This is a genomic window from Paenibacillus sp. GSMTC-2017 (assembly GCF_016019935.1).
Classification (GTDB): Bacteria; Bacillota; Bacilli; order Paenibacillales; family Paenibacillaceae; genus Pristimantibacillus.
This window is the reverse complement of the sequence record NZ_JAECMT010000001.1, coordinates 89,287-109,152: the sequence shown is the minus strand read 5'-3', so window position 1 is coordinate 109,152 and position 19,866 is coordinate 89,287. Positions and strand designations below refer to the sequence as shown.

The following is a 19,866-nucleotide window of genomic DNA, read 5'->3' as shown; positions in this document are numbered from 1 at the left end:
ATGCGATTATATTGTTCTCTTGCAAAGTGGTACTACACTAAGTATCTGCCAGTGATCGACTGTCCCGCATGGATGATGTTAGAAGGTGTACCCTCGAATACTACCTGTCCGCCTTTACTTCCTCCATCCGGTCCCATATCGATAATCCAATCTGCTTGACTAATGACATCGATGTTGTGCTCGATAACGATTACCGTATTACCGTCATCTACAAGGCGGTTCATAATCTCTAATAAGTGACCGATATCTGACATATGTAGTCCAGTCGTCGGCTCGTCCAATACGTAAATACTGCTCTTCTTATGAAGTTCGCTTGCCAGTTTAATGCGCTGACATTCACCGCCCGAAAGCGTGCTGAGTGGCTGGCCGAGTGTAATATAGTTGAGCCCAACATCACTCATCGCTTGAAGTTTGCGTACAACTTCTTTTAGTTCAAAGAAATCTAAAGCTTGCTCTACAGTCATTTCTAGTACTTCTGCAATTGATTTGCCGTTTAGTTTGTAAGCGAGTACCTCTTCTTTAAATCGTCTACCACCACATACTTCGCATGGTAGCTTCACGGTGTCGAGGAATGCAAGATCTGTGTATACAACTCCGAGCCCTTGGCAGTTTTCACAAGCTCCTTTGGAGTTAAAGCTAAACAAACCTTGATTTACCTTATTAGCCGAAGCAAACGCCTTGCGCACATCGTCCATTATTCCTGTATAGGTCGCAGGATTGGAGCGTGTTGATACACCAACTGCAGATTGATCGATGACGATCGCATCTGGATGCTGACTGAGGAATGAATCGTTAATTAACGTACTTTTACCCGATCCAGCGACACCAGTAACAACTGTCATTACACCTGTTGGAATATCTACACTGATATTTTTAAGATTATGTAATGTGGCATCTTTAATAGACAACTTGCCGGATGGCTGTCTACAATCATGTTTTAGCTCTATCGGGCGTTTCATATGATTACCTGTCAGAGTGTTAGCCGTAAGTAGACCCTGGAAGCTTCCTTCATAAACGATAGTACCACCACGGCTACCTGCGTGCGGACCAACGTCTACAATGTAATCTGCAACCTTGATTACATCAGGGTCATGTTCCACTACGATGACCGTATTTCCTTTGTCGCGCAGCTTCTTAAGCAACTCATTTAACTGATGCACATCACGTGGATGCAAGCCAACGCTAGGTTCATCAAAGATGTAAGTAACATCTACTAGACTACCGCTCAGATGTTTTACCATCTTGACGCGTTGTGACTCTCCCCCGGATAGTGTATCTGTCTCACGATTCAGTGTTAAGTAATCAAGCCCGATATCTACCAAATGTTGTAGACGTTCGGTTAGTGACTTAATGACAGGTGTTGCAACAGGATCGTCAATCTCCCGAATGACGCGAATGAGAAGTCCAACTTCCATCGCAGACATATCGGCAATGTTGTGTCCATTGATCTTGCAATTTAGTGCTGCTTGACTGAGTCTTGCACCGCGACAACTGGAGCAAGGTCCCTCGGAGATGTAGGGAGCAACTGCTTTTTGTGTACGCTCGGACTTCGTCTTTAAATCCTGCTTAATATATTTGTTGGTGAATTTCTCAATGATGCCTTCTACGGTAATGTTTATTGCTTTTCCAGCGAACTGCATCTCGACTTTTCTTGCTTTTGCGTAAAGTAAGTTTTCTAGTTCCGCTTCTGAATAGTCCGTCAGTTTTTTATCAGGATCAAAGTCACCAGACTGCACAATCATTGACCAATCCATGCTGTTTACTTTATAGTCCGGTAACATAATTGCCCCTTCATTCAGTGACAATGACATATCTACAGTTTTGCTCATATCGATACCTAGTCTGCGACCGATTCCGTTGCATTCTGGACACATACCTTGTGGATCATTAAACGAGAACATGTGCGCTGGTCCTACATGAGGCTCTCCAACTCGGGAAAACAAAAGACGTAGAATTGGAGAAATGTCGGTAATAGTGCCCATTGTAGAATGGGAGCCGCCGCCTAACCGTTTTTGATCCACAATAACAGCCATGCTTAGGTTCTCAATCGCGTCTGTATCTGGCTGGGGGACACGTGGCAAGAAATTACGTACGAACATGCTAAAGTTTTCATTTAGCAATCGTGTAGATTCTGCTGCGATCGTATCAAAGACGATTGATGATTTACCAGATCCGGATACACCTGTGAAGATAGTGATTTTTCGCTTAGGAATGCGCAAGGATACGTTTTTGAGATTGTTTTCTCTTGCTCCCGAAAGAACGATATATTCAAGATTAGATTCACTCATGATTTACTTCCTTCCGTACATGTAATTTTCTACTCCTATTACTTATCTTCACTGTTGGATTAATGTTATATAAATAGTAGGAATAGATATAAACCGACTGCAAACGGTATGCCGCCGGTTTATGTTCATCTATTTCATTACAAATTTCAATATTTGAAGTCAGACATCTATATTTGAAATGAGTAGTTTGATTACAGAGCTCAGATACTAAACCAAAACCTGATCAAGTTGGCCACACCATTGACTCCAGCCATGCTTAGCACCTTCGAGACCGTGAACGTTGGAGAATCCGGTTTGATTGAGGTTGAGGTTAACCTTTCCGTCTCCTAAATCTTTAAGCGTCCACACGACCATATGTTTTTCAGCACCGACGGCCCAAGAATATGACAAGCTGTTTGGTGGGTCTAATCTAAGCACTTCCCCATCAATAACGCCATCCCAATATTCATTAGGCTCAGCCCGAAACTGAAAACGATGACCTATGATAGGCTCAAAATCATTTTCCAATACCCATTTTGCAAGTTTCTTCGAATCTGTTAAAGCGGACCAAAGTTTCTCAATCGATGTTGTGTACTGAAAATCTAATGATAATACTAAACTCATATTTCATCCTCCTCAAATAGTTGGTTCAAGCGTAACATATTCGCACTCCAGAACTTACTGTAAAATGCTACCCAATCTTGAATTTCTTTAAGTGGAGCGGCGTTTAATCTAAATCGTGTTTCTCTTCCGACTTTCCGATCAATGACTAGTCCAGCCTCTTTAAGAATTGTCAAATGTTTAGATACCGCTGTACGACCCATTTGAAACTGTGCTGTTAACTCATGAAGCGGCAATTCCCGCGCTTCTGCTAACAGACGGATCAACTCGCGCCTAGTTGGATCTGCAATCGCGTCATAGACATCTCGCAACTGGTTGTTCTCGATCACAACACCCTCTCCTACATATTATTACCAAGGGACAGCCGTTAATTTCATAACCTGCTTAAAGTATGCGGCTCTTCGATGTAGCGCCCACGTGGCGAAAATTACATTGTGACACCATTTGGTGTCGTTTTAATCATAGGTCACCATTTGGTGTCGTGTCAACAAAAATATTAAACTCAGAGGAAAACGGTTAGTCAGATGTGCTTGAAATCAACTTTCCCAAAATGCAATGGAGATAAATATCTTCTATCATGATCTCCCCAAATAATATGAAGATTATACTTTTGTATTTTATTTAATTCATCCTGGTAGTCTTTCAATAGAAAATGGTTAAGCTGAACAGTTGTATTTAAAATTCTAGACCATGCAATAAAATAAACGGCTTGCCCACTAAAACCAATTCAAGGAATATCTCCCAAGGATCAATTGTTATTAAGAGATCTCCTTGCTAGAATGTGTATAAGCGTGCAGAATTAATTTTTTTAGTTTCTCAAACATTATCAAAAAAGAACTTCTAGCGATAAGTTTACTGAACAAATTCACAAACATATTACGATAGAAAGGATTTGTTTATTTATGGCTGATGTGGTGAAAATAAGAGCAAGTGTGTTTATTGGCGGCTTACAGTGGCTCCCGTCCATCAAGGATCCAGTTTCCGGGTATTTACATGAATACGCGGGAGACATTCGAGGGTTCACTCCTCATGCAGTAAACACTGGGCGCTCGCGAGTTGAGCAGGAAATTGTTGTTGATTTTGTGAAACGCAGGCTTGTTTCTTTCGCCAATACGGGATTGACGGTACTCAAAATGACTTCCCCTGACGGTGAGATCGAATATATACAAGGACAAGCACCGACAGATGGAGTTGTCATCCAGAACGAGTCTTGGGGTGAAGATGAAGTCTCCTTCATTATGAAAGCTAGTGCAAGCAATCCACTTCGACCTGATGCACCTAGTGCAGATTATCAGCTTGATATTGTTATACGTTTGGATGGTTCGAGCCATATAAAAGGCTCCCATGACGGTTTCCCGTGCTATGAATTTTACAAACAAGTCGACTTCGGTGAGTTTCAATTGATTCATTCGCATAGCTTCCACAAAAGTGGCGATACTCCAATGTCTCTGGCTGGCGAGATGGAATATCATTTTGAAAAGCGGGTCTAATGTTTCGAAGCAATCATTCAAGTTCCCCTTGTTAATGATTATGCAAATAATCAGAAGCAATCTATATTTGCTCTCCTAACAAGGTTATCACCATACATGCCCGAAAAAAGCGTACTGCAAGTTGCAGTACGCTCTTTGATTTACTTTTTGAAAATACGGTGAATCGTTGCTATATAGGAGAATGATCGAACGATAAGCTAGTCATTACGATGTTCTCCACTTTCCTTTTTATCTCTTTTTTCTCTATCTCGTTTTTTTTCTTCTTTCTCTTTATTTCGTTTTTTCTCTTCTTTCTCTTTATTCCTCTCTTCCTTTTCTTTTTCTTTATTTCTCTTTTTTTCGTTGTCGCTTTTGTTCTTAGAAACTCGCTCTGCATGATCTTGCTTGCCGGCATTTATCCCTTTAACAAACGGAAACGGAATTGCGGGCTGTCCTTGCAATGCGCTACTCATAAGCTCTTTAAACACAACGGCAGCTGCCTTGGAGGAAGTAGTCAAATAGTGACTGGAGTCGGGCTTGTCATAACCAAGCCAAACGGAACCCACAAGTTGGGGTGTGTAACCGACAAACCAATTGTCCCTGGCTCCATACCCCGCGACGCCCGGCATCTCAGTCGTGCCTGTCTTCCCAGCCACCTCTCGGTCTTCAATCGCTGCCGCTTTGCCAGTGCCGCTATCAATCACGCCTTTTAGCATGGTAGTCATTATTCGGGCTACTTCAGTGGTAGTTACTCTTATCCCCTTCTCCTCCTCGCGTGATGCAACTATTGTACCGTTGGCTGACTCGATGCGAACGATGGCATGGCTGCTCATACGGATACCGTCATTTGCGAAAGCGCCGTACGCTTCAGCCATTTGGAGAGGAGACACACCGGTCTTCGTACCTCCTAGCGCCAGTCCAAGCGTTCGATCCTCTGACTTAAGCGTTATACCGAACCTGGAAGATGCATCGATTCCTTGATCAATACCGATCTCATTTAGCAGTTTAACAGCAGGAATATTGTATGATTGAGTCAGTGCTTCATAGATGCTCACATTGCCGTGAAAAGTGTTGTCAGCATTTTTCGGTTCGTAGCTTCCAAATATAGTCGGTTCGTCGTTGATACGGCTATCAAGTTGAAAACCATTTTCAAGTGCAGGTGTATAAACCGCAATCGGCTTCATCGTGGAGCCCGGTTGTCTGCTCAATTGAACGGCACGGTTATAACCACGAAACGGCTGCGGTCCTCTTCCTCCGACTAGAGACTTTATACCGCCAGTACGCGGGTCAATTAGGATCGCACCAGCTTGAATGAGCTGGTCGCTCATACTTTTGGGAAAAAGGTCATCTTCCTCAAATATTTGCTCTGCCGCCTTCTGCATGTCGGTATTCAGTGTCGTGTATATGCGAAGGCCTCCATGCAACACGTCGTTCTCTGTTAATCCATATATGTCTATCGCTTCACGGATGACCTGATCCGTATAAAAAGGGTATTGTATCGATTCCGAACGGTTCGGTTTGGATTCCCGCAGTTTTAGTGACTCTTGTAAGGCATCTTCGTGTGTCCGTTGCTCAATATATCCCTGATTCAGCATTAATGAAAGCACGATATTTCTGCGCTCGATTGCTTGCTCTGGGCGCTTATATGGAGATAACACGGAAGGTGCTTTAACTAATCCTGCCAGTAATGCCGATTCGGCTATCGTTAAGCGTTCGACTGGTTTACCGTAATAGACTTCTGCCGCCCGCTTAATTCCCCAGGCTCCTTCGCCATAATAAATCTGATTGAGGTACATCGTTATGATCTGGTCTTTGCTGTACTGCTCTTCGATTTTTTTTGCAAGAAGTACTTCATTCCATTTCCGCTTCCAGGTCCTCTCGTGAGTTAGAAAAACATTTTTTGCTAGCTGCTGCGTAATAGTGCTTCCGCCTTGAACGGTTTTCCCCGAGGTTAGATTTTGAATTAATGCCCGGCTGATTCCCCATACATCCATACCTTTATGTTCGTTAAAACGCCGGTCCTCGACCGCAATAATGGCATCGATCATATGTTTTGGAATTTTATCGTAGGTTATCGGTTCTATTTTGTTTAACGAAATTGTCACCGCCTCATGACCGTTCTCATCAAACAAAATGGTAGCCGCAGGCAGTGGACGATCCAGTTGCGTCACATCCTGAGCCGCTACTAGCATACGAAGTCCTATCAAACTTATTCCACTAATAAGTAGAAACAGTAGACCAAATATGATCAGTATCTTTTTCTTAGATACTTTGTGTCGTTTGTGAGTATGTCTTGTTGCTTTTCTCATTTACCGAAGTCCTCCCATGTTGTCTATCTACACATATAAGTATTCGGAAGTGACAGCTGGTTTCAGTCGTTGAGTTGATGTCTTGAAACAGAAAAAGACCATCCCGCAAAGGATGGCCTCTAGGTGATGCTTTTTTCCATTCTCTATTTCATCTGTGTTGATCTATAAGTATAGGATTACCATCAGGGTCTTCAATCGTAAAACTGGCAGGGCCATCACTTGATTCATCTGCTTCAGACAGCATTTTAATTCCTTTTGCTTTAAACTGTTTTTGAATATCTCGAATGTCCGTAAACGAATTAAGATTATCTGCATTTTCATCCCATCCTGGATTAAAGGTCAGAATATTCTTTTCAAACATTCCTTGGAATAGACCAATGATACAACTTTCATTTTTCATCACTAAATAATTTTGTGTAATATCTCCTCCTAAGATTTGAAATCCTAGATTTTCGTAAAATAATTTTGATTTGTAAATGTCTTTTACACTTAAACTTACAGAGAACGCGCCTAGTTTCATATTTCCTCCTATAAAAAGTGATATGGTTTATTGCACTATCATATCCAATTATGTAACACCATAAAAAAATCCTCCCTCACCGCTACCTGTATGTTCTATACAGATAGCGTGAAGGAGGATCTCACGTGGCTTTAATTAATACTGACCGCGATAGGATCGGAATTAAATCTCGTACCCACAGCTTTAATGATGAATTCGTAATTCGTAGTCGAATTAATATTGTTTACAGTAAAGCTGTACTGCGTTCTACCTGCTACAACCGGTATATATTCACTCCAGTATGTGGACACCTTGTCGTTCTTCTCGTAAATTCTAAAACCTCTTACAGGTTCTGTGCTTCCTACAGGCGGGCTCCACGAAATAACGGCTTTGTTGCCAGTACGTACGACACTAGCATTCGTCACGGGTGTTGGTTTAACATCGGTTCTCTTAATCCCATATTGATCATAAGCCCTTACTCCATTGTTGCCTGTACCTTCGTCTGCTATTGCTGCTGTATAAGCTGTAAATTTAAGCACTTGATCAGATACATAAACTTCGGTGAACATTTTTTTGTGAGGCTGTAGATTTTTAGCTGCAAAATAATCGTTGTAGCCAGGATACTTCGTATAAAATTTATTACCAAATGCATTCGACATCAGGTAAATGGTACCCTTAGGATTAACAGCATTACCTTCACTGTCAACTGTAATCTGCGAGGTTGGAACTACTTGATCGTTATACATTTGGAACGTTCTCATATACATATGATCGTGAGCTTCAAATACCATATCAATTCCCATCTCATCAAAGGCTGGAACAAGATGTTTTTTGTAAAATTGAACACGTTCATCTTCATACTTTCCTGAGTTATCGCCTGCCCCATAAGGACCTTTGTGGAGCGCTACAAATTTCCACTTCTTATCACTCTTGGCAACGACATTTTTCATCCATTTCACTTGGTCCAAATATTGTTGATCTACCCATGACACTGTTCCGTTGCTCGCAAGTCCTCCTTCGTATTGTGAATTGAATACAAGATAAAGTGCATCACCATATTCAAAAGAGTAAGCAGAACCTTCGTCAGTACCAGCAACTACTTGCTTAGGCACGTTAAAGTGATTATAGAAGTTGTTGTTAGGCGTCGTCTCATCTCCAGTATAATCTTGAACTTCATGACCTCCGAGCACTGGAACGATAGGGACAGTTGTAAGTTCATTCTGTGCTAAACCGAGCATCCACTGCCATTGCTCTTCTAAATCTCCATTGTCTACCAAGTCACCAGCATTAATAAGAAATTTAGGATCTCCTATTTGTAATTTCGCTTTTCTGAAAGTATCCGCCCACGGTTCAAAACCTGATCGACTTGATGCTTGAGAATCAGAGCCGGCAATAAAATGATACGGCTGATTACCTGCTGCATCTGTGGTGAAGGAGCCGATCTGACTCCAACTGTTCGACGTTCCGTTGCCTACCCGGTATTTATAAGCTGTTCCTGGGATTAAGTTGTTTGCGATAGCTTTATGTGCGTAATAATACGTTTTTCTTTGGGTCGCTCTATCTCCTTTGATCAAGTATGTTCCTATTTTCTCAGAGCTGCCTTGATACGTAGTCGCTCCAACCTCTGGAAATACACCGTTTTGTACAGCAGAAGCCTGCACCACTTGAACGACTGTATCCGTCATTACATCTGTATACCAAGCGAAGGCTAAGCTAGTTTTCGGATCTCCATTGAAAGTCATATTAATTAATTTTGGAACAACTGGTGTAGAAGTCGAATTCTGAACGGTAAAACTCCAAGATACATCCCGAATTAGTGGCAACAGATCTTGCCCCTTTATAAGCTCCTTCGGTACTGAAACTGTATAAGTTTTCCCACTTGTAAAGTTAGGATGATTAATTTTTAACGTATCGTTATTGATGACTTCAGACGTTATATTACTTAATGGTATGTTGTTGCTATCCTTGATCGTTGCAGCATACCCTTGAACAAGACTAATCGGCTTATTGAACTTCACAGTAACTGGGCTAGCCACTGCAACATTTACAGCACCGTTCACAGGTTGAAGCACATCATCTACTGTTGGAGTACCCGGATTTGTACCTGAGATAAGGCTACCCATTACACGAATATCTTTTATTCTGCTGGAACCAAAGCTACCTATAGAACCTACTTCTCCTTTCGTATTTACATTTGAACTGACTAACCAGCGAATGTACAGCACATTCTGATTAGCTCCATTCGGAATCGGAACATTTATTAACTTACACGTATTTCCGGCACAATCAAAGTTAGAGATAGCCATCTTTAAAGTTGTATTCGGTACATCCTGCCACGTCTGATTGTTTGTACTAATTTGGACTTTGAAATCGCGTGGACCCGTTCCTGAAGAGTTTTGTATAGATGATAAAGTGATGTTTTCATAACCCGTTGTAGGGACAGTTGCAACCCAATATTTATTTCCAGTGCCATTCCAACCTTGATAGCTGATCGACTTATTGACACTATCATAGGCTTCGAAAACGCCACCCACGTTCGTAAATGTGGACGCTAATTTGTTATGACCATTCGTAGCTGGAAAGCTGCCATTACTTCCTCCATTCGTAAATATCCATTCTGCTAGGGCAATTGGTGTGGTTGAGGCATTCCGTATCGTGAAACTCCAAGTAATGTCATATGCTAGTGCTACTCCATCCACTCCCTTCACGAGCTCCTTAGGAACTGTTATCGTATAAGTTTTTCCATTTTGAAAATGAGGATGATTGATGATTAAAGTATCATTGTTTATAGTGGTGGTTATGCCCGATAGTGTACTTCCGTTATTATCAATAATGGTCGGTGTGTATCCTGTACTCAGGTTAATGCTTTTGTTGAATTTTACAGATACGAGTGTGTCTTCTGTTTGTCCACTAGCATTCGCACTAGGCGTTTTTGCTATATCAGTTGTTGGTATTTCAGTACCGACATCGATCCGAGTGCCTTTAACAATAACATCCTTAAGTAAGCTCGAACCATAAGGACCAACAGCAGGATTGCTTGGATTCGTTGCTTGAGTAGAAGTTACGAGCCAGCGAATATACAACATATTCTGATTGTTCGCTTGAAGTGGAGCATCCTGCAGTTTACAGGTTGTGCAGTTAAAACTGCTCGTTGATAAAGTAAGCCCACTACCAGGAACATCAGCCCATGACTGATTATCTGTACTAATTTGAACTTTAAAGTCTCGAGGGCCTGATCCTGTTGATGTCTGCTGAGAGGATAAAGTTATATTGTCATAATCTTTAGTTGAAAGCGTTGCTAACCAATATTTCGTATTAGTTCCATCATTCCAGCCTTGATATTTAATACTATTGTCAGTTGCTACAAGTGCCTCGAAGTATGGTCCGCCAACTGCCTGAATGGTTGCACCTTGCTGCTTCACACCAGATGAAGCCGGAATGATACCTTGAGTTCCCGCGCTGGTAAAGGTCCACCCTGCAATAACTTCAGGTATCGCTGACATTCCTATCTCAGCTGGTTGATCTTCTACGCTAGCTCCTCCTATTACATTGAATGGTAACAACATGATAACAAGTAGAACGGATATGACGAGCTGTAGTCTTCTTTTCAACGTTCTTTTAACTTTCATCCTTATTACCTCTTTTCCATTTTTATTTGAAAGTCTCATCTGCAATATATCGCAGTATCGAACGTTAATTCTCTTCCTATTTTCCGTAAAGGGTTAATTTTCTACGTATACTGCTATTATCTTTGTACAACAGCCTTTCGTAAGGGAAAGATGGTATAATTAGAACAATAGAAATAAAACCCACTAGTTCAATATTTGTTTTTCTACGAATGTTACACTCATCTGAAAATGGGGGTGGATGTCTATGGGAATCAATTTTTATGAGTCTCTTCCTTTTTACATTAGTCGAGAGAAGAAAACGCACTCCAGCATATCCTCCGCTCATTATCACGATGCCTATGAAATACTCTATTTAATTTCAGGTCAAATTTATTATTATGTCGAAGACAGAACCTACCAAATCGTCAGCGGTGTCTTATTGTTTATCAACATGAATGATTTACACAAGTTGGTTAATATCAATGGTGCTACTTTCGAAAGAGTAACTTTGATTTTTAAAAAAGATTTCCTTAGTACCTTTCTCATTGAGAACGAAGGTTATAATCTTTTCTCCTATTTTCATTCCCACTCAAATGCAATTAAATTAGGTGGTTATGACCAAACCTTTATTGAGTATCATTTTAATAAAATGATTCAAGAAGAAACGAATAAGCTGCCTGGCTACGATTATTACCAAAAAGTGCTTTTGACGGAACTATTACTATTTCTCAAACGCAAAGTCGATATGGGCCTAAACCTCAATCTGGTTGAGTCAAATCGAGCGAACAAGAAAATTTCTCTGATTTTGGAATTCATCAATCATAACTATGATAAGCATGTATCCTTAGAAGACTTGTCTCAAAACTTTTCTATAAGTCCCTCCCATTTAAGTCGAACGTTTAAGGACGTTACTGGATTTACGTGCATTGAATATTTGAATAACATTCGCATGAAAGAAGCACGCTCTCTTCTCAAGGATTCCAAATTATCGGTATCGGACATAGCTGTACGTGTAGGATTTGAGAACTTAACCCATTTTGGGAGGATATTTAAAGGTACTGTAGGAACTACACCACTCCAATATCGTAAAATGAGCCGAGCTAGTGAATGTTGTGAAGTCATTTCAACTAAGCCTTAAAAGGATATCTCTGATTGTATGTACAAACTACCATTTATTCGTTTTATTGCTTTTAATAAAAATAGGATACCTTCCCACTTTGAGAGGAAGATATTCTATTTTTTTTGGATTATAACCATCCAGCGCTACTCCGATAATAAAAACTATCCAGGTGCATGTTCACAGTCGGCTTCAAAATTAATGCAGTAAATGAGGAAAAAGTATCTGGGGTCTGGAATCGGGTTGTTTTGTCACCTGTGACCAAAACACAAATGTATTTAGGGCATTTGTCATACAGTACTTTAATCGGTATGTTTCAGTTGACAATTATATTTTTCATTTTCCATTATTTATTCAGTTATAATCTCGGACCAAACATATCTATAATTGTTGTCACTAGTATACTCTTCATTGTTACTGTCGTTGCTATGAGTTTGCTATTTACAGGACTTTTTAGAACCCCTAAACAATATGTTATGATCCTTACGTCAATTGTATCGATCCTGCCGTTGCTCAGCGGAGTATACATGCCTCCGGGTACGATTACAAATGATGTGTTGCTGTTCATCGCTCAGTTTATCCCGTTGCAGCACGCCATGGATGCTATGCTTGGAGCCGCGATTTATCAGCACAGTTGGACGGACATTTATTTGCCATTATCTAAGTTTCTTCTCATGTCAGTTATATTTTTTGGAGTGGGCATCAATCTTGTTGAACGCCGCAGTACGTAAATAATCCCATCCCTCCTTCCGCGTTCCAATTGGAATTATCGCACTAGTGTGCATATTAAGGGAGCAGTTATCCATGTAAACTGCTCCTTAATAATGTTTTGTACATCGACTTTGCTCTGAGGTCGCGTACATTGTTTATTTGATTTTTACGACAATTTGTTTATCTTTGCAAATATAGTTAAACTTCGTATTGAGTTTATCTGGGCCGATCTTTTTGAGAAGCTTAAAGACATGTTTATTCAATTTTTTTACTTCCTTTGGAATCGGAATGCAGATAAAGCAGCCATCGTGTTCACCGTGATCACAGCACTGGCAACATGAGTCTCCTTTTTCCGATGATGAGGATGAACCGTTGCCCACGATTGAACTGAAAGCATTGGCATCTGCAGTGGCCATCACTGGATTTGCTCCAGCATTCTCGATGATCACTCTGCTTTGGCTGGCAACGTTGCATTGTGCAGCATTGATGAATGGGTTACTAGCAGGGATAAACGGAAACATCACATTTTGTGGATTGTCATTATGACCGTTTCCTGGGTTTGAAGGATCATTAATCGTAAAGCTGTCCGAGTTATTATTCAAAAAACGACCAAACAAAACATGTCCTACTTCATGAGCCAATAAAAAAGTATCAATTGCATCGTCACTTATGACGCAATTTCCTACAAGACGGAAATTCGTTGTATTAATGAAATTATCAAATTGAGGACCTGCATTTCCAATTGCTCCGGAACTTAATGTTGGTCCACTAACATAAACGACATAAATCGCTATTAAATTGTTCGTTGCAGCTTTCGTTTGCGAGATTAGATTCACCACTCTAGGATCTTCGATACTAGGAACAGTGTTGGCAACTAAAGTAACGTCGTCCCGGAATATGATTTGCGAAGAAACAAAATTAATGTTGCAGCTCACTCCTGGAAAAAAACCTGTGCTCCATACTTGGTTCGCTCTTGAAATATCATTCGCTACTCTTGCTAGTCGCAGTTCAGCTGTGTCGCTCGATCTTGCACCTCTTGTAAATACACTAACTACATTTACAGTCGCCATTCTTAAACGCCTCCTTTGAATGTAATTGATAAAAGGTTGTACTAGTATAGGAGATGCAAAATGTTAAAGAATGGCTTGGACAATCGGGTACAAATCCTTATGTTTCATAACATTTTGAAGTTTGTTTGATTAAAACGATCGTCACTAATTGTATAACGGACTTGTTTATTATCTTGAACTAGTTTTTATAACTAACTCAATTGCTACCTTATCGGTTTGGCAAATTTCCGTTCATCCGATCTAAAAACAGGAAGGCGCTGTATCATTAGTAGACTAGTCTACTAATGATACAGCGCCTTTGTTTATTGCTATTCCCACAATGCTCACAATTAAAGCACAAAATGACTCTTCATTGCTTAGATAACCATGGTAATTATTCTGCAACGGGCCATATTTTCTTTCCTTCACTGTTTCTTGATGAATATAGGTAAACGGCTTTAATGTTCTTTCTAGTTTTAGTTTCGAAATGTATGTTTTTCGAGCTACCGATAAAACCTGCATATAGTCTAATAACTACATCACCTGTACTATTTGTTTTTAAAGAGTAGCTTCTATAACGATTTTTTTCGTTTTTAAATGAACCATCGAACAATAGCATTTTTCCTGATACAGTTAATTCATTAACAACAATACCGTTGGCTGGAACTGGAAATCTAATAAACCATATTATAAATAAAACAAATAGGACTGCTGACAGACCTAATAACAGCTTTGCTTTTTTAGTTTTAATTGGAATTGAAAACTCCCAATCCTTATTCATAGTGTAATCTCCTCTTAGCTGTTTCTAATATAATAATCCATATTAACAAAAATTTAAGAGCCATAACAAGGCGGCTCCCATACAAAAAATTCTTTATAAGATTACACTTCACCTATGAGCAATTCGTCAAATGGGGTCGCTTTCTTTTGTAAATAAACGAACAATATCTGCTACTAAATTTTCTAACGATTTATCATCTGCCTCAATCGTATAATCCGCATAATTGCTATACAATATTTTTCTTTCATTATATACTTCTAACAATGTTTTCCCGTTTTCAATAACGATCCCTCGACTTGTTATATCTGTATTTGCAAGTCTTTTTTCTATATTTGGATGTGAAAGATTAATGAAGACGATATCTGATCCTTGCTTTAAAAAGGTCATAGCTTTTTCAGAGTAAACAGCACTTCCTCCTGTTGATATACAAGTGTTTGTACAGTCAAGTGAACATATCACATGTGATTCTTTTTTTATAAATTGATCGCTTCCGTAATCATCAAGCAATTTCCACAGAGGCTTACCGTATGTTTGTTGCATAATCAGATCAGTATCAATGAAGGACATTCCCAGTTCTTTTGCGATTAATACGCCAAGGGTACTCTTTCCGCATGATGCCATTCCAATCAAAACAATATTTTTTCTTTTAATTAATTCAAACATGACTTCACCTTTCCTAGGATCGTTATTTGAAGAGCGTGAAATATCTGATTACACAACATGTTTTACGCTCTCTTAAGCGTTTATAATTCCATAGTGATAAAGTTCTTCAAACTTATTTTCTTTATAGACATGCTGTAGTAAAACACCTTCTTGCACCATGCCAGATTTTTACATAACCCGTCCAGAGCTTGGATTTGATGCAAAGTATCTCACAAATACTTTGTGGTAATTCTTTTCTGAAAATGCAAAAGAGATGATCGCCTTTGATGCTTCAGTTGCATAACCTCTACCCCAATATTCCTCTCCTATCCAATATGAAATCGTTTATAGTTTTCTTCATGAGTTTGGATCCAAGATATTGCACATTCCAATGGATAAGGAAACGGTAGAGTCAACGTACTTTTGAAGACATTGTAATTATTGCAGAGCTCATAGACGCGTTCAGCATCTGATAATTCAAATGGCCATAATATCAATCTATCGGCTGTAATTGTTCGATCTTTTAGATTGTACATTGATTACCTCCTGTTGTATAAATGAATGTGCTTGAATTAAGGGTTTACCTAGTTTATAAGTATAATAATGGTAATTTTACGTCAATTGTTTTGAAAATATATCTGACTCGATCAATCCGGTTTTCGATAGTATTTATTAGCAGAGGGCTGAAACATGAGTATTAATGCAAGGATAACGGAGGTTAAGTGAATAATTCGACTAATACCAGAAAAAGCTTGTGTAATAGAATTACCTTCCAATAACCATTGGATTGGATCGATGACTAAGGAAAAAGTTACTAAACAAAGAGGTATTGCCAATGTTATACGAGCCCAGTTTTTTCCCCAGATACATTTTACGATTATCCAAATAAGTGTAATAATGATAGCCGTCCTTAAGAGGGACACTTTTTCAAAGTGTCTATCTTACGGGTCACAGTTCAGATATTGGATAACGCCTCTTTTTATTTAATCTACAGTAAACAATGCAATTCTTTGATAAAAGTATGCGTTTGTAATTTAGATATGACGATCGTCACTTATCATATGACGCTATTGTTTACTAAAGTTACATGTAGGCAACAAACTTTACGGAAAAGTACATAAAACACCGTCAGCAGCGAATTTATGTTGTCTGCTCATCTTCATTCAAAGGGAGGGATCAATGTACTCCAGCAGTTTAACAGAACGGGTAATGAACCCTAATAGGATATCTTTTGGGGATCATCAATAAAAAATGAAGGGTTGGATTAATTATGAAAAAGAAAATTTTAAGTTTGCTAGCACTCACTCTCTTATTCAGCACGAGCGCGATGGCTTACAATTACAATTACACTACGGGAACTACGTCCGGCACGCCAACGAAGTGTTCGGCTCAAGTTCTTGCTTACAATGGTGGTGTCGATGTTTCCGGAAATGACAATGCTTATGCTAACACGCTTTGCGATGCGTCAACAAACACTCCTAATTCTTCTTATTCTCAGGTAGGTATCCATCTCTTCTATAATGGAGGCTCTTCCATCACATTTAGCGACAGTCGCTATCATATGCCCTGGTTCTATACGCCGAAGTTCATCGGTGCGGAATTGAAAGCTCCTAATCGCAATGCTACCGTAGCCTACAGCTCGCACTTTTACACAGATCCGACGTACGGCACCTGGGGCACGAGTTTGCAAGTTTTTTTCTAAATCAATCATAGCCCCTGTGCAATGATGCCGCAGGGGTTTTCCGCAATATAATTTCGGATTTACATAATAACGATCTTCCCAGGAGAACTCATGAAAAATAATGCCATCAAAATAGCGGGTTACGTCATTGTCATCGGAATCGTGCTTCTGGTGTATTTTTTGACAAAGCGAGACGGTTCCGATGACGACCAGCCGGTCGTCACTCCTTCTGAACTGATTGATGTCAGTGACTTTAACCATCAAATCGAGGACACGACCAAACGGAACGTACCGAGCGATCCGAGTATGATGACCGGATACGGGCTTCGCTTGTACGAGTGGAACGGTAAGTTTATCTCTACTGAGTCGCTGAAGCCGGACAAGGACAATCAGCTTCAAGTGGTCGTGTCGCTAGCGAATGCGACAGACATTCAGGATAGGGTTGGCCTCCTCCTGTTTCTCGACGGCAAGCTGCAGCAATATCGGGTCGACAACAGCGAAGATAAAACGTATTTGTACACACAGAGCATGCCATCCAAATCCGTTCTGAACGTGCCGATCACGCTTGAAACAGAAACTACTGCGGTTGCCAAACGCGAACTATTCATTGTCTTGGTGAATCGGATGGATGAGTTGCCGGGAGAAAAACAGCCTCATGTCGGCTTCTTTACACTGTCGATGCAGAAGGCGGTCCAATCCCCGACTGTCAGCAAGAGCGCTGAACAACCCGATTTATCGTTCGCACCAGTCAAGCCGATTCCGTCCACTTACACCGGTTCACTGGATGTCGGCAACGTCAGTGTCGCCCTCTCTCAGGAAAGGTCGGAGATCTCCTTTATTCAGTTGCCTTCTCTCGCGCTTTTGGCCAATGAGTCAACGAAACTAGTGTTACGGGGAACCGGGGAACCAGGCCAGTATGCGACAGTTCTATTTCGCAATCACGAACCCGTACCTTTTGAGAATAGTCTGGAATTGTATTGGGAAATAAAAGAAAAAGAGATGTTGGATACAACCATCTCTCTACCTGCCGAAGCAGGCACAGATCCGAGCCAGTATTATATGATCACCGTGCCGCTAAACGCACAATTTCCATTCATCGTCAGCTCTCCTAAAGCTGTAAACGCACCGTAAAGAAACTCATCGATTTCTGGGTGGAAAAGGTTTTTTACTTGCGTGAGATTAAAGTCTTCCAAACAAAAATGAAGGGGCTGTCCAGAAAGTCAGTGTAACTGACTGACTGGACAGCCCCTTCTTTAGGGAATGTTAAAAACAGGAACAAAAAAATGTCTTTTCCTGTATAATATATCAATAAAATCCCTCGACTTGTATTTCTGTATCTGCAAGTCTATTTTCTATATTCGGATATAAAAGATTAATGATTACGAATGCCGAACAATGTGGAGTATATATTCATATCATTGCTAACTTCCGTATTAGAATTCCCTTTCAATAACTGCCAATGTGATTCGTGCCCAGTCTCCGAGTCTTCAGATAGCATTTCAATTACAGCGATGAACATTTAAAAAACCTCTGCTGCGATTGCAATGAGCCAAAACAGAAACGACCATTTTATCACTAACGGAACTTTCGTACTTTTTTCACCTATCGGTAGCCTCTTCCTCGTTTCTTATGTGCTGTAGCATTACGTTACAAGAATGATTGCTCATTGTATTGTTAACCTTTCGTTAGTGACCAATCGTCGAAATGTAAAGTCAAAAACGAAATTTCTTGCTCATAATGTGATAAATGACCCTCTTCTACTAGTTTTACAAAGGCTGTTTCCCTATCATCAGCACCTTTCGTAAGTGTTGCACACATAGCTTGAATCCGCTCAATTACCCACTCTTTTAGGTTATTGGGAACTTCGATCCCATAATGCTCGAAAAATAATGTTATACGTCGTCTTCGATTTTCAGCATGTAGCTCGGGACTATAGGATATTGTTGAGCTCTCATCTGTTCCAGTTGGCTCGAAACTAGATAATGGCACGGTTGTATAGAGTGTATACACGATATCCCAAATTCGAGGTCCTGGGCTAGCTAAGTCAAAGTCGATAAGTGCTGATGGGTGTTGATCACTAAAAACTATATTATACGGTGCGGCATCGTTATGACAAACGATCTCATTTAATGTTGAATCAGGATATGCGTTTGTTGGCATTGCTTCAGAAGTAAAACCTACAGTTGCATCGTGAAATTGCCGTTGTAATTTTGCTATTTCTATTAACGAAGCATCTGACCACATGTAAGATGGAATGTCAGGATAGTCATTACCAGGAACCACTCCTGGGATAAAAGTAAGCATCTCACGTCCCTGTTCATCTATGCCGAGAAAACGTGGTGCTTTGCTGAATCCGCATTTTTCCAAATGTAAAAGTAGATCGTGTACATATTGATTTTTTTTGGCACTACGGTGTATGGTATCTCCAATACGTAACACTTGGTTGACGTTACCGCCTGGTAGTATCACTTCATTTTCAGACAAACTATATCACTCCGTTTCATCTATGAAATCCACTCTTCTTTTAAAATAGCGTATAAATATTCGTCCCACCACTCTGTGCCCATAATGAAATTCGCAGGTATGCACTTCTTAAAATGAGCTTCTTTTTTCATGCCGACTTTCTCCATAATGCGATAAGAAGGAATATTTTGCGGCTGACAAGTAGCGATGATTCGGTGGATATTCAATATTTCAAAAGCGTACTTAACTATCGCACGTGTAGCTTCTGTCGCATAACCGTTATTGTAGTAATCGGGATGAAACACCCAGCCAACCTCATATGCTATCTCGCCGTACCATGAATGAAAAGCCATATGACCAATTAGTATATTTGTCTCATTTAGAATTACAGCGTATTTTGTTGCATGTTCACCACTGTTTTTATTCACAAAATCTTTTGCATCTTGTTCAGTAAATACTCCTTCAGGTATATATCTCATAACATTACTGTCTGAAGTATAGTCAAAAACAGCTTGCCAGTCTGATGAGTGAAATTTACGAATCGTTAATCTTTCCGTATTTAAGTACATCTTAGCCTCCAGTTGTTTATTTTTGGTCATCAATTCTTCAACTAATAGGAGTTAGTAGTAACATCGTACATTAAATAAAA

19 protein-coding genes are annotated in these 19,866 nt (G+C 40.0%); 5 read left to right on the top strand and 14 right to left on the bottom strand.

Annotation, left to right across the window (positions count from 1 at the left end; all coding sequences use genetic code 11):
• Nucleotides 1-32: 32 nt before the first annotated feature.
• The 3 genes from I6N90_RS00480 to I6N90_RS00470 all read right to left on the bottom strand — a co-directional run bounded on the left by I6N90_RS00480 (nt 33) and on the right by I6N90_RS00470 (nt 3,217).
• A complete protein-coding gene (locus tag I6N90_RS00480) occupies nt 33-2,288 on the bottom strand; it encodes an ATP-binding cassette domain-containing protein (protein WP_197933569.1) in 2,256 nt (751 codons plus the stop codon).
• A gap of 207 nt (nt 2,289-2,495) precedes the next feature.
• Nucleotides 2,496-2,891, bottom strand: a complete 396-nt coding sequence (locus tag I6N90_RS00475; RefSeq protein WP_197933568.1) for an SRPBCC family protein — start codon at nt 2,889-2,891, stop codon at nt 2,496-2,498.
• The gene (locus I6N90_RS00470; protein WP_197933567.1) at nt 2,888-3,217 is read right to left on the bottom strand and encodes an ArsR/SmtB family transcription factor; all 330 of its coding nucleotides are present in this window, start codon (nt 3,215-3,217) and stop codon (nt 2,888-2,890) included. The genes I6N90_RS00475 and I6N90_RS00470 overlap by 4 nt, the downstream gene beginning before the upstream one ends.
• A gap of 573 nt (nt 3,218-3,790) precedes the next feature.
• On the opposite strand from I6N90_RS00470, the gene I6N90_RS00465 reads away from it, so the two are divergent.
• The gene (locus I6N90_RS00465) at nt 3,791-4,378 is read left to right on the top strand and encodes a DUF3238 domain-containing protein (protein WP_197933566.1); all 588 of its coding nucleotides are present in this window, start codon (nt 3,791-3,793) and stop codon (nt 4,376-4,378) included.
• Between the two features lie 197 nt (nt 4,379-4,575).
• Here I6N90_RS00465 and I6N90_RS00460 read toward each other — a convergent pair whose 3' ends face one another.
• The 3 genes from I6N90_RS00460 to I6N90_RS00450 all read right to left on the bottom strand — a co-directional run bounded on the left by I6N90_RS00460 (nt 4,576) and on the right by I6N90_RS00450 (nt 10,794).
• Complete coding sequence (locus I6N90_RS00460; protein WP_197933565.1) at nt 4,576-6,666, bottom strand: transglycosylase domain-containing protein; 2,091 nt, start codon at nt 6,664-6,666, stop codon at nt 4,576-4,578.
• 148 nt (nt 6,667-6,814) lie between these two features.
• Nucleotides 6,815-7,186, bottom strand: coding sequence for a VOC family protein (locus tag I6N90_RS00455; RefSeq protein ID WP_197933564.1), 372 nt, complete (start codon nt 7,184-7,186; stop codon nt 6,815-6,817).
• Between the two features lie 131 nt (nt 7,187-7,317).
• A complete protein-coding gene (locus tag I6N90_RS00450; RefSeq protein ID WP_197933563.1) occupies nt 7,318-10,794 on the bottom strand; it encodes an Ig-like domain-containing protein in 3,477 nt (1,158 codons plus the stop codon).
• Between the two features lie 244 nt (nt 10,795-11,038).
• Here I6N90_RS00450 and I6N90_RS00445 point away from each other — a divergent pair, with 244 nt between their 5' ends.
• Both I6N90_RS00445 and I6N90_RS00440 read left to right on the top strand, forming a co-directional pair.
• Complete coding sequence (locus I6N90_RS00445; protein WP_197933562.1) at nt 11,039-11,911, top strand: AraC family transcriptional regulator; 873 nt, start codon at nt 11,039-11,041, stop codon at nt 11,909-11,911.
• A 155-nt stretch (nt 11,912-12,066) separates the two neighbouring features.
• Nucleotides 12,067-12,621, top strand: a complete 555-nt coding sequence (locus I6N90_RS00440) for an ABC transporter permease (RefSeq protein ID WP_197933561.1) — start codon at nt 12,067-12,069, stop codon at nt 12,619-12,621.
• A gap of 135 nt (nt 12,622-12,756) precedes the next feature.
• Here the strand turns inward: I6N90_RS00440 and I6N90_RS00435 are convergent, their stop codons facing one another.
• The 5 genes from I6N90_RS00435 to I6N90_RS25190 form a co-directional block, all read right to left on the bottom strand.
• Nucleotides 12,757-13,671 (bottom strand): hypothetical protein, encoded by a 915-nt coding sequence (locus I6N90_RS00435; protein ID WP_197933560.1) that lies wholly within the window; start codon nt 13,669-13,671, stop codon nt 12,757-12,759.
• A 373-nt stretch (nt 13,672-14,044) separates the two neighbouring features.
• Nucleotides 14,045-14,431, bottom strand: coding sequence for a hypothetical protein (locus I6N90_RS00430; RefSeq protein WP_197933559.1), 387 nt, complete (start codon nt 14,429-14,431; stop codon nt 14,045-14,047).
• Nucleotides 14,432-14,557: 126 nt separating this feature from the next.
• Nucleotides 14,558-15,094 (bottom strand): shikimate kinase, encoded by a 537-nt coding sequence (locus I6N90_RS00425; RefSeq protein WP_197933558.1) that lies wholly within the window; start codon nt 15,092-15,094, stop codon nt 14,558-14,560.
• 168 nt (nt 15,095-15,262) lie between these two features.
• Nucleotides 15,263-15,403, bottom strand: coding sequence for a GNAT family N-acetyltransferase (locus tag I6N90_RS25195; RefSeq protein WP_332262415.1), 141 nt, complete (start codon nt 15,401-15,403; stop codon nt 15,263-15,265).
• Nucleotides 15,400-15,609, bottom strand: coding sequence for a GNAT family N-acetyltransferase (locus I6N90_RS25190; RefSeq protein WP_332262371.1), 210 nt, complete (start codon nt 15,607-15,609; stop codon nt 15,400-15,402). The genes I6N90_RS25195 and I6N90_RS25190 overlap by 4 nt, the downstream gene beginning before the upstream one ends.
• Nucleotides 15,610-16,343: 734 nt before the next feature.
• Here I6N90_RS25190 and I6N90_RS00415 point away from each other — a divergent pair.
• Together I6N90_RS00415 and I6N90_RS00410 are read left to right on the top strand one after the other, a co-directional pair.
• Complete coding sequence (locus I6N90_RS00415) at nt 16,344-16,775, top strand: hypothetical protein (protein ID WP_197933557.1); 432 nt, start codon at nt 16,344-16,346, stop codon at nt 16,773-16,775.
• A gap of 90 nt (nt 16,776-16,865) precedes the next feature.
• Nucleotides 16,866-17,885 carry a hypothetical protein gene (locus I6N90_RS00410; RefSeq protein WP_197933556.1) on the top strand — a complete coding sequence of 340 codons (1,020 nt, stop codon included), beginning with the start codon at nt 16,866-16,868 and terminating at the stop codon, nt 17,883-17,885.
• A gap of 241 nt (nt 17,886-18,126) precedes the next feature.
• Here the strand turns inward: I6N90_RS00410 and I6N90_RS00405 are convergent, their stop codons facing one another.
• From I6N90_RS00405 to I6N90_RS00395, 3 genes are all read right to left on the bottom strand, one after another.
• A complete protein-coding gene (locus I6N90_RS00405) occupies nt 18,127-18,273 on the bottom strand; it encodes a hypothetical protein (RefSeq protein WP_197933555.1) in 147 nt (48 codons plus the stop codon).
• Between the two features lie 155 nt (nt 18,274-18,428).
• The gene (locus tag I6N90_RS00400) at nt 18,429-19,238 is read right to left on the bottom strand and encodes an aminoglycoside phosphotransferase family protein (RefSeq protein ID WP_197933554.1); all 810 of its coding nucleotides are present in this window, start codon (nt 19,236-19,238) and stop codon (nt 18,429-18,431) included.
• A 20-nt stretch (nt 19,239-19,258) separates the two neighbouring features.
• The gene (locus I6N90_RS00395) at nt 19,259-19,786 is read right to left on the bottom strand and encodes a GNAT family N-acetyltransferase (RefSeq protein ID WP_197933553.1); all 528 of its coding nucleotides are present in this window, start codon (nt 19,784-19,786) and stop codon (nt 19,259-19,261) included.
• Nucleotides 19,787-19,866: the final 80 nt, after the last annotated feature.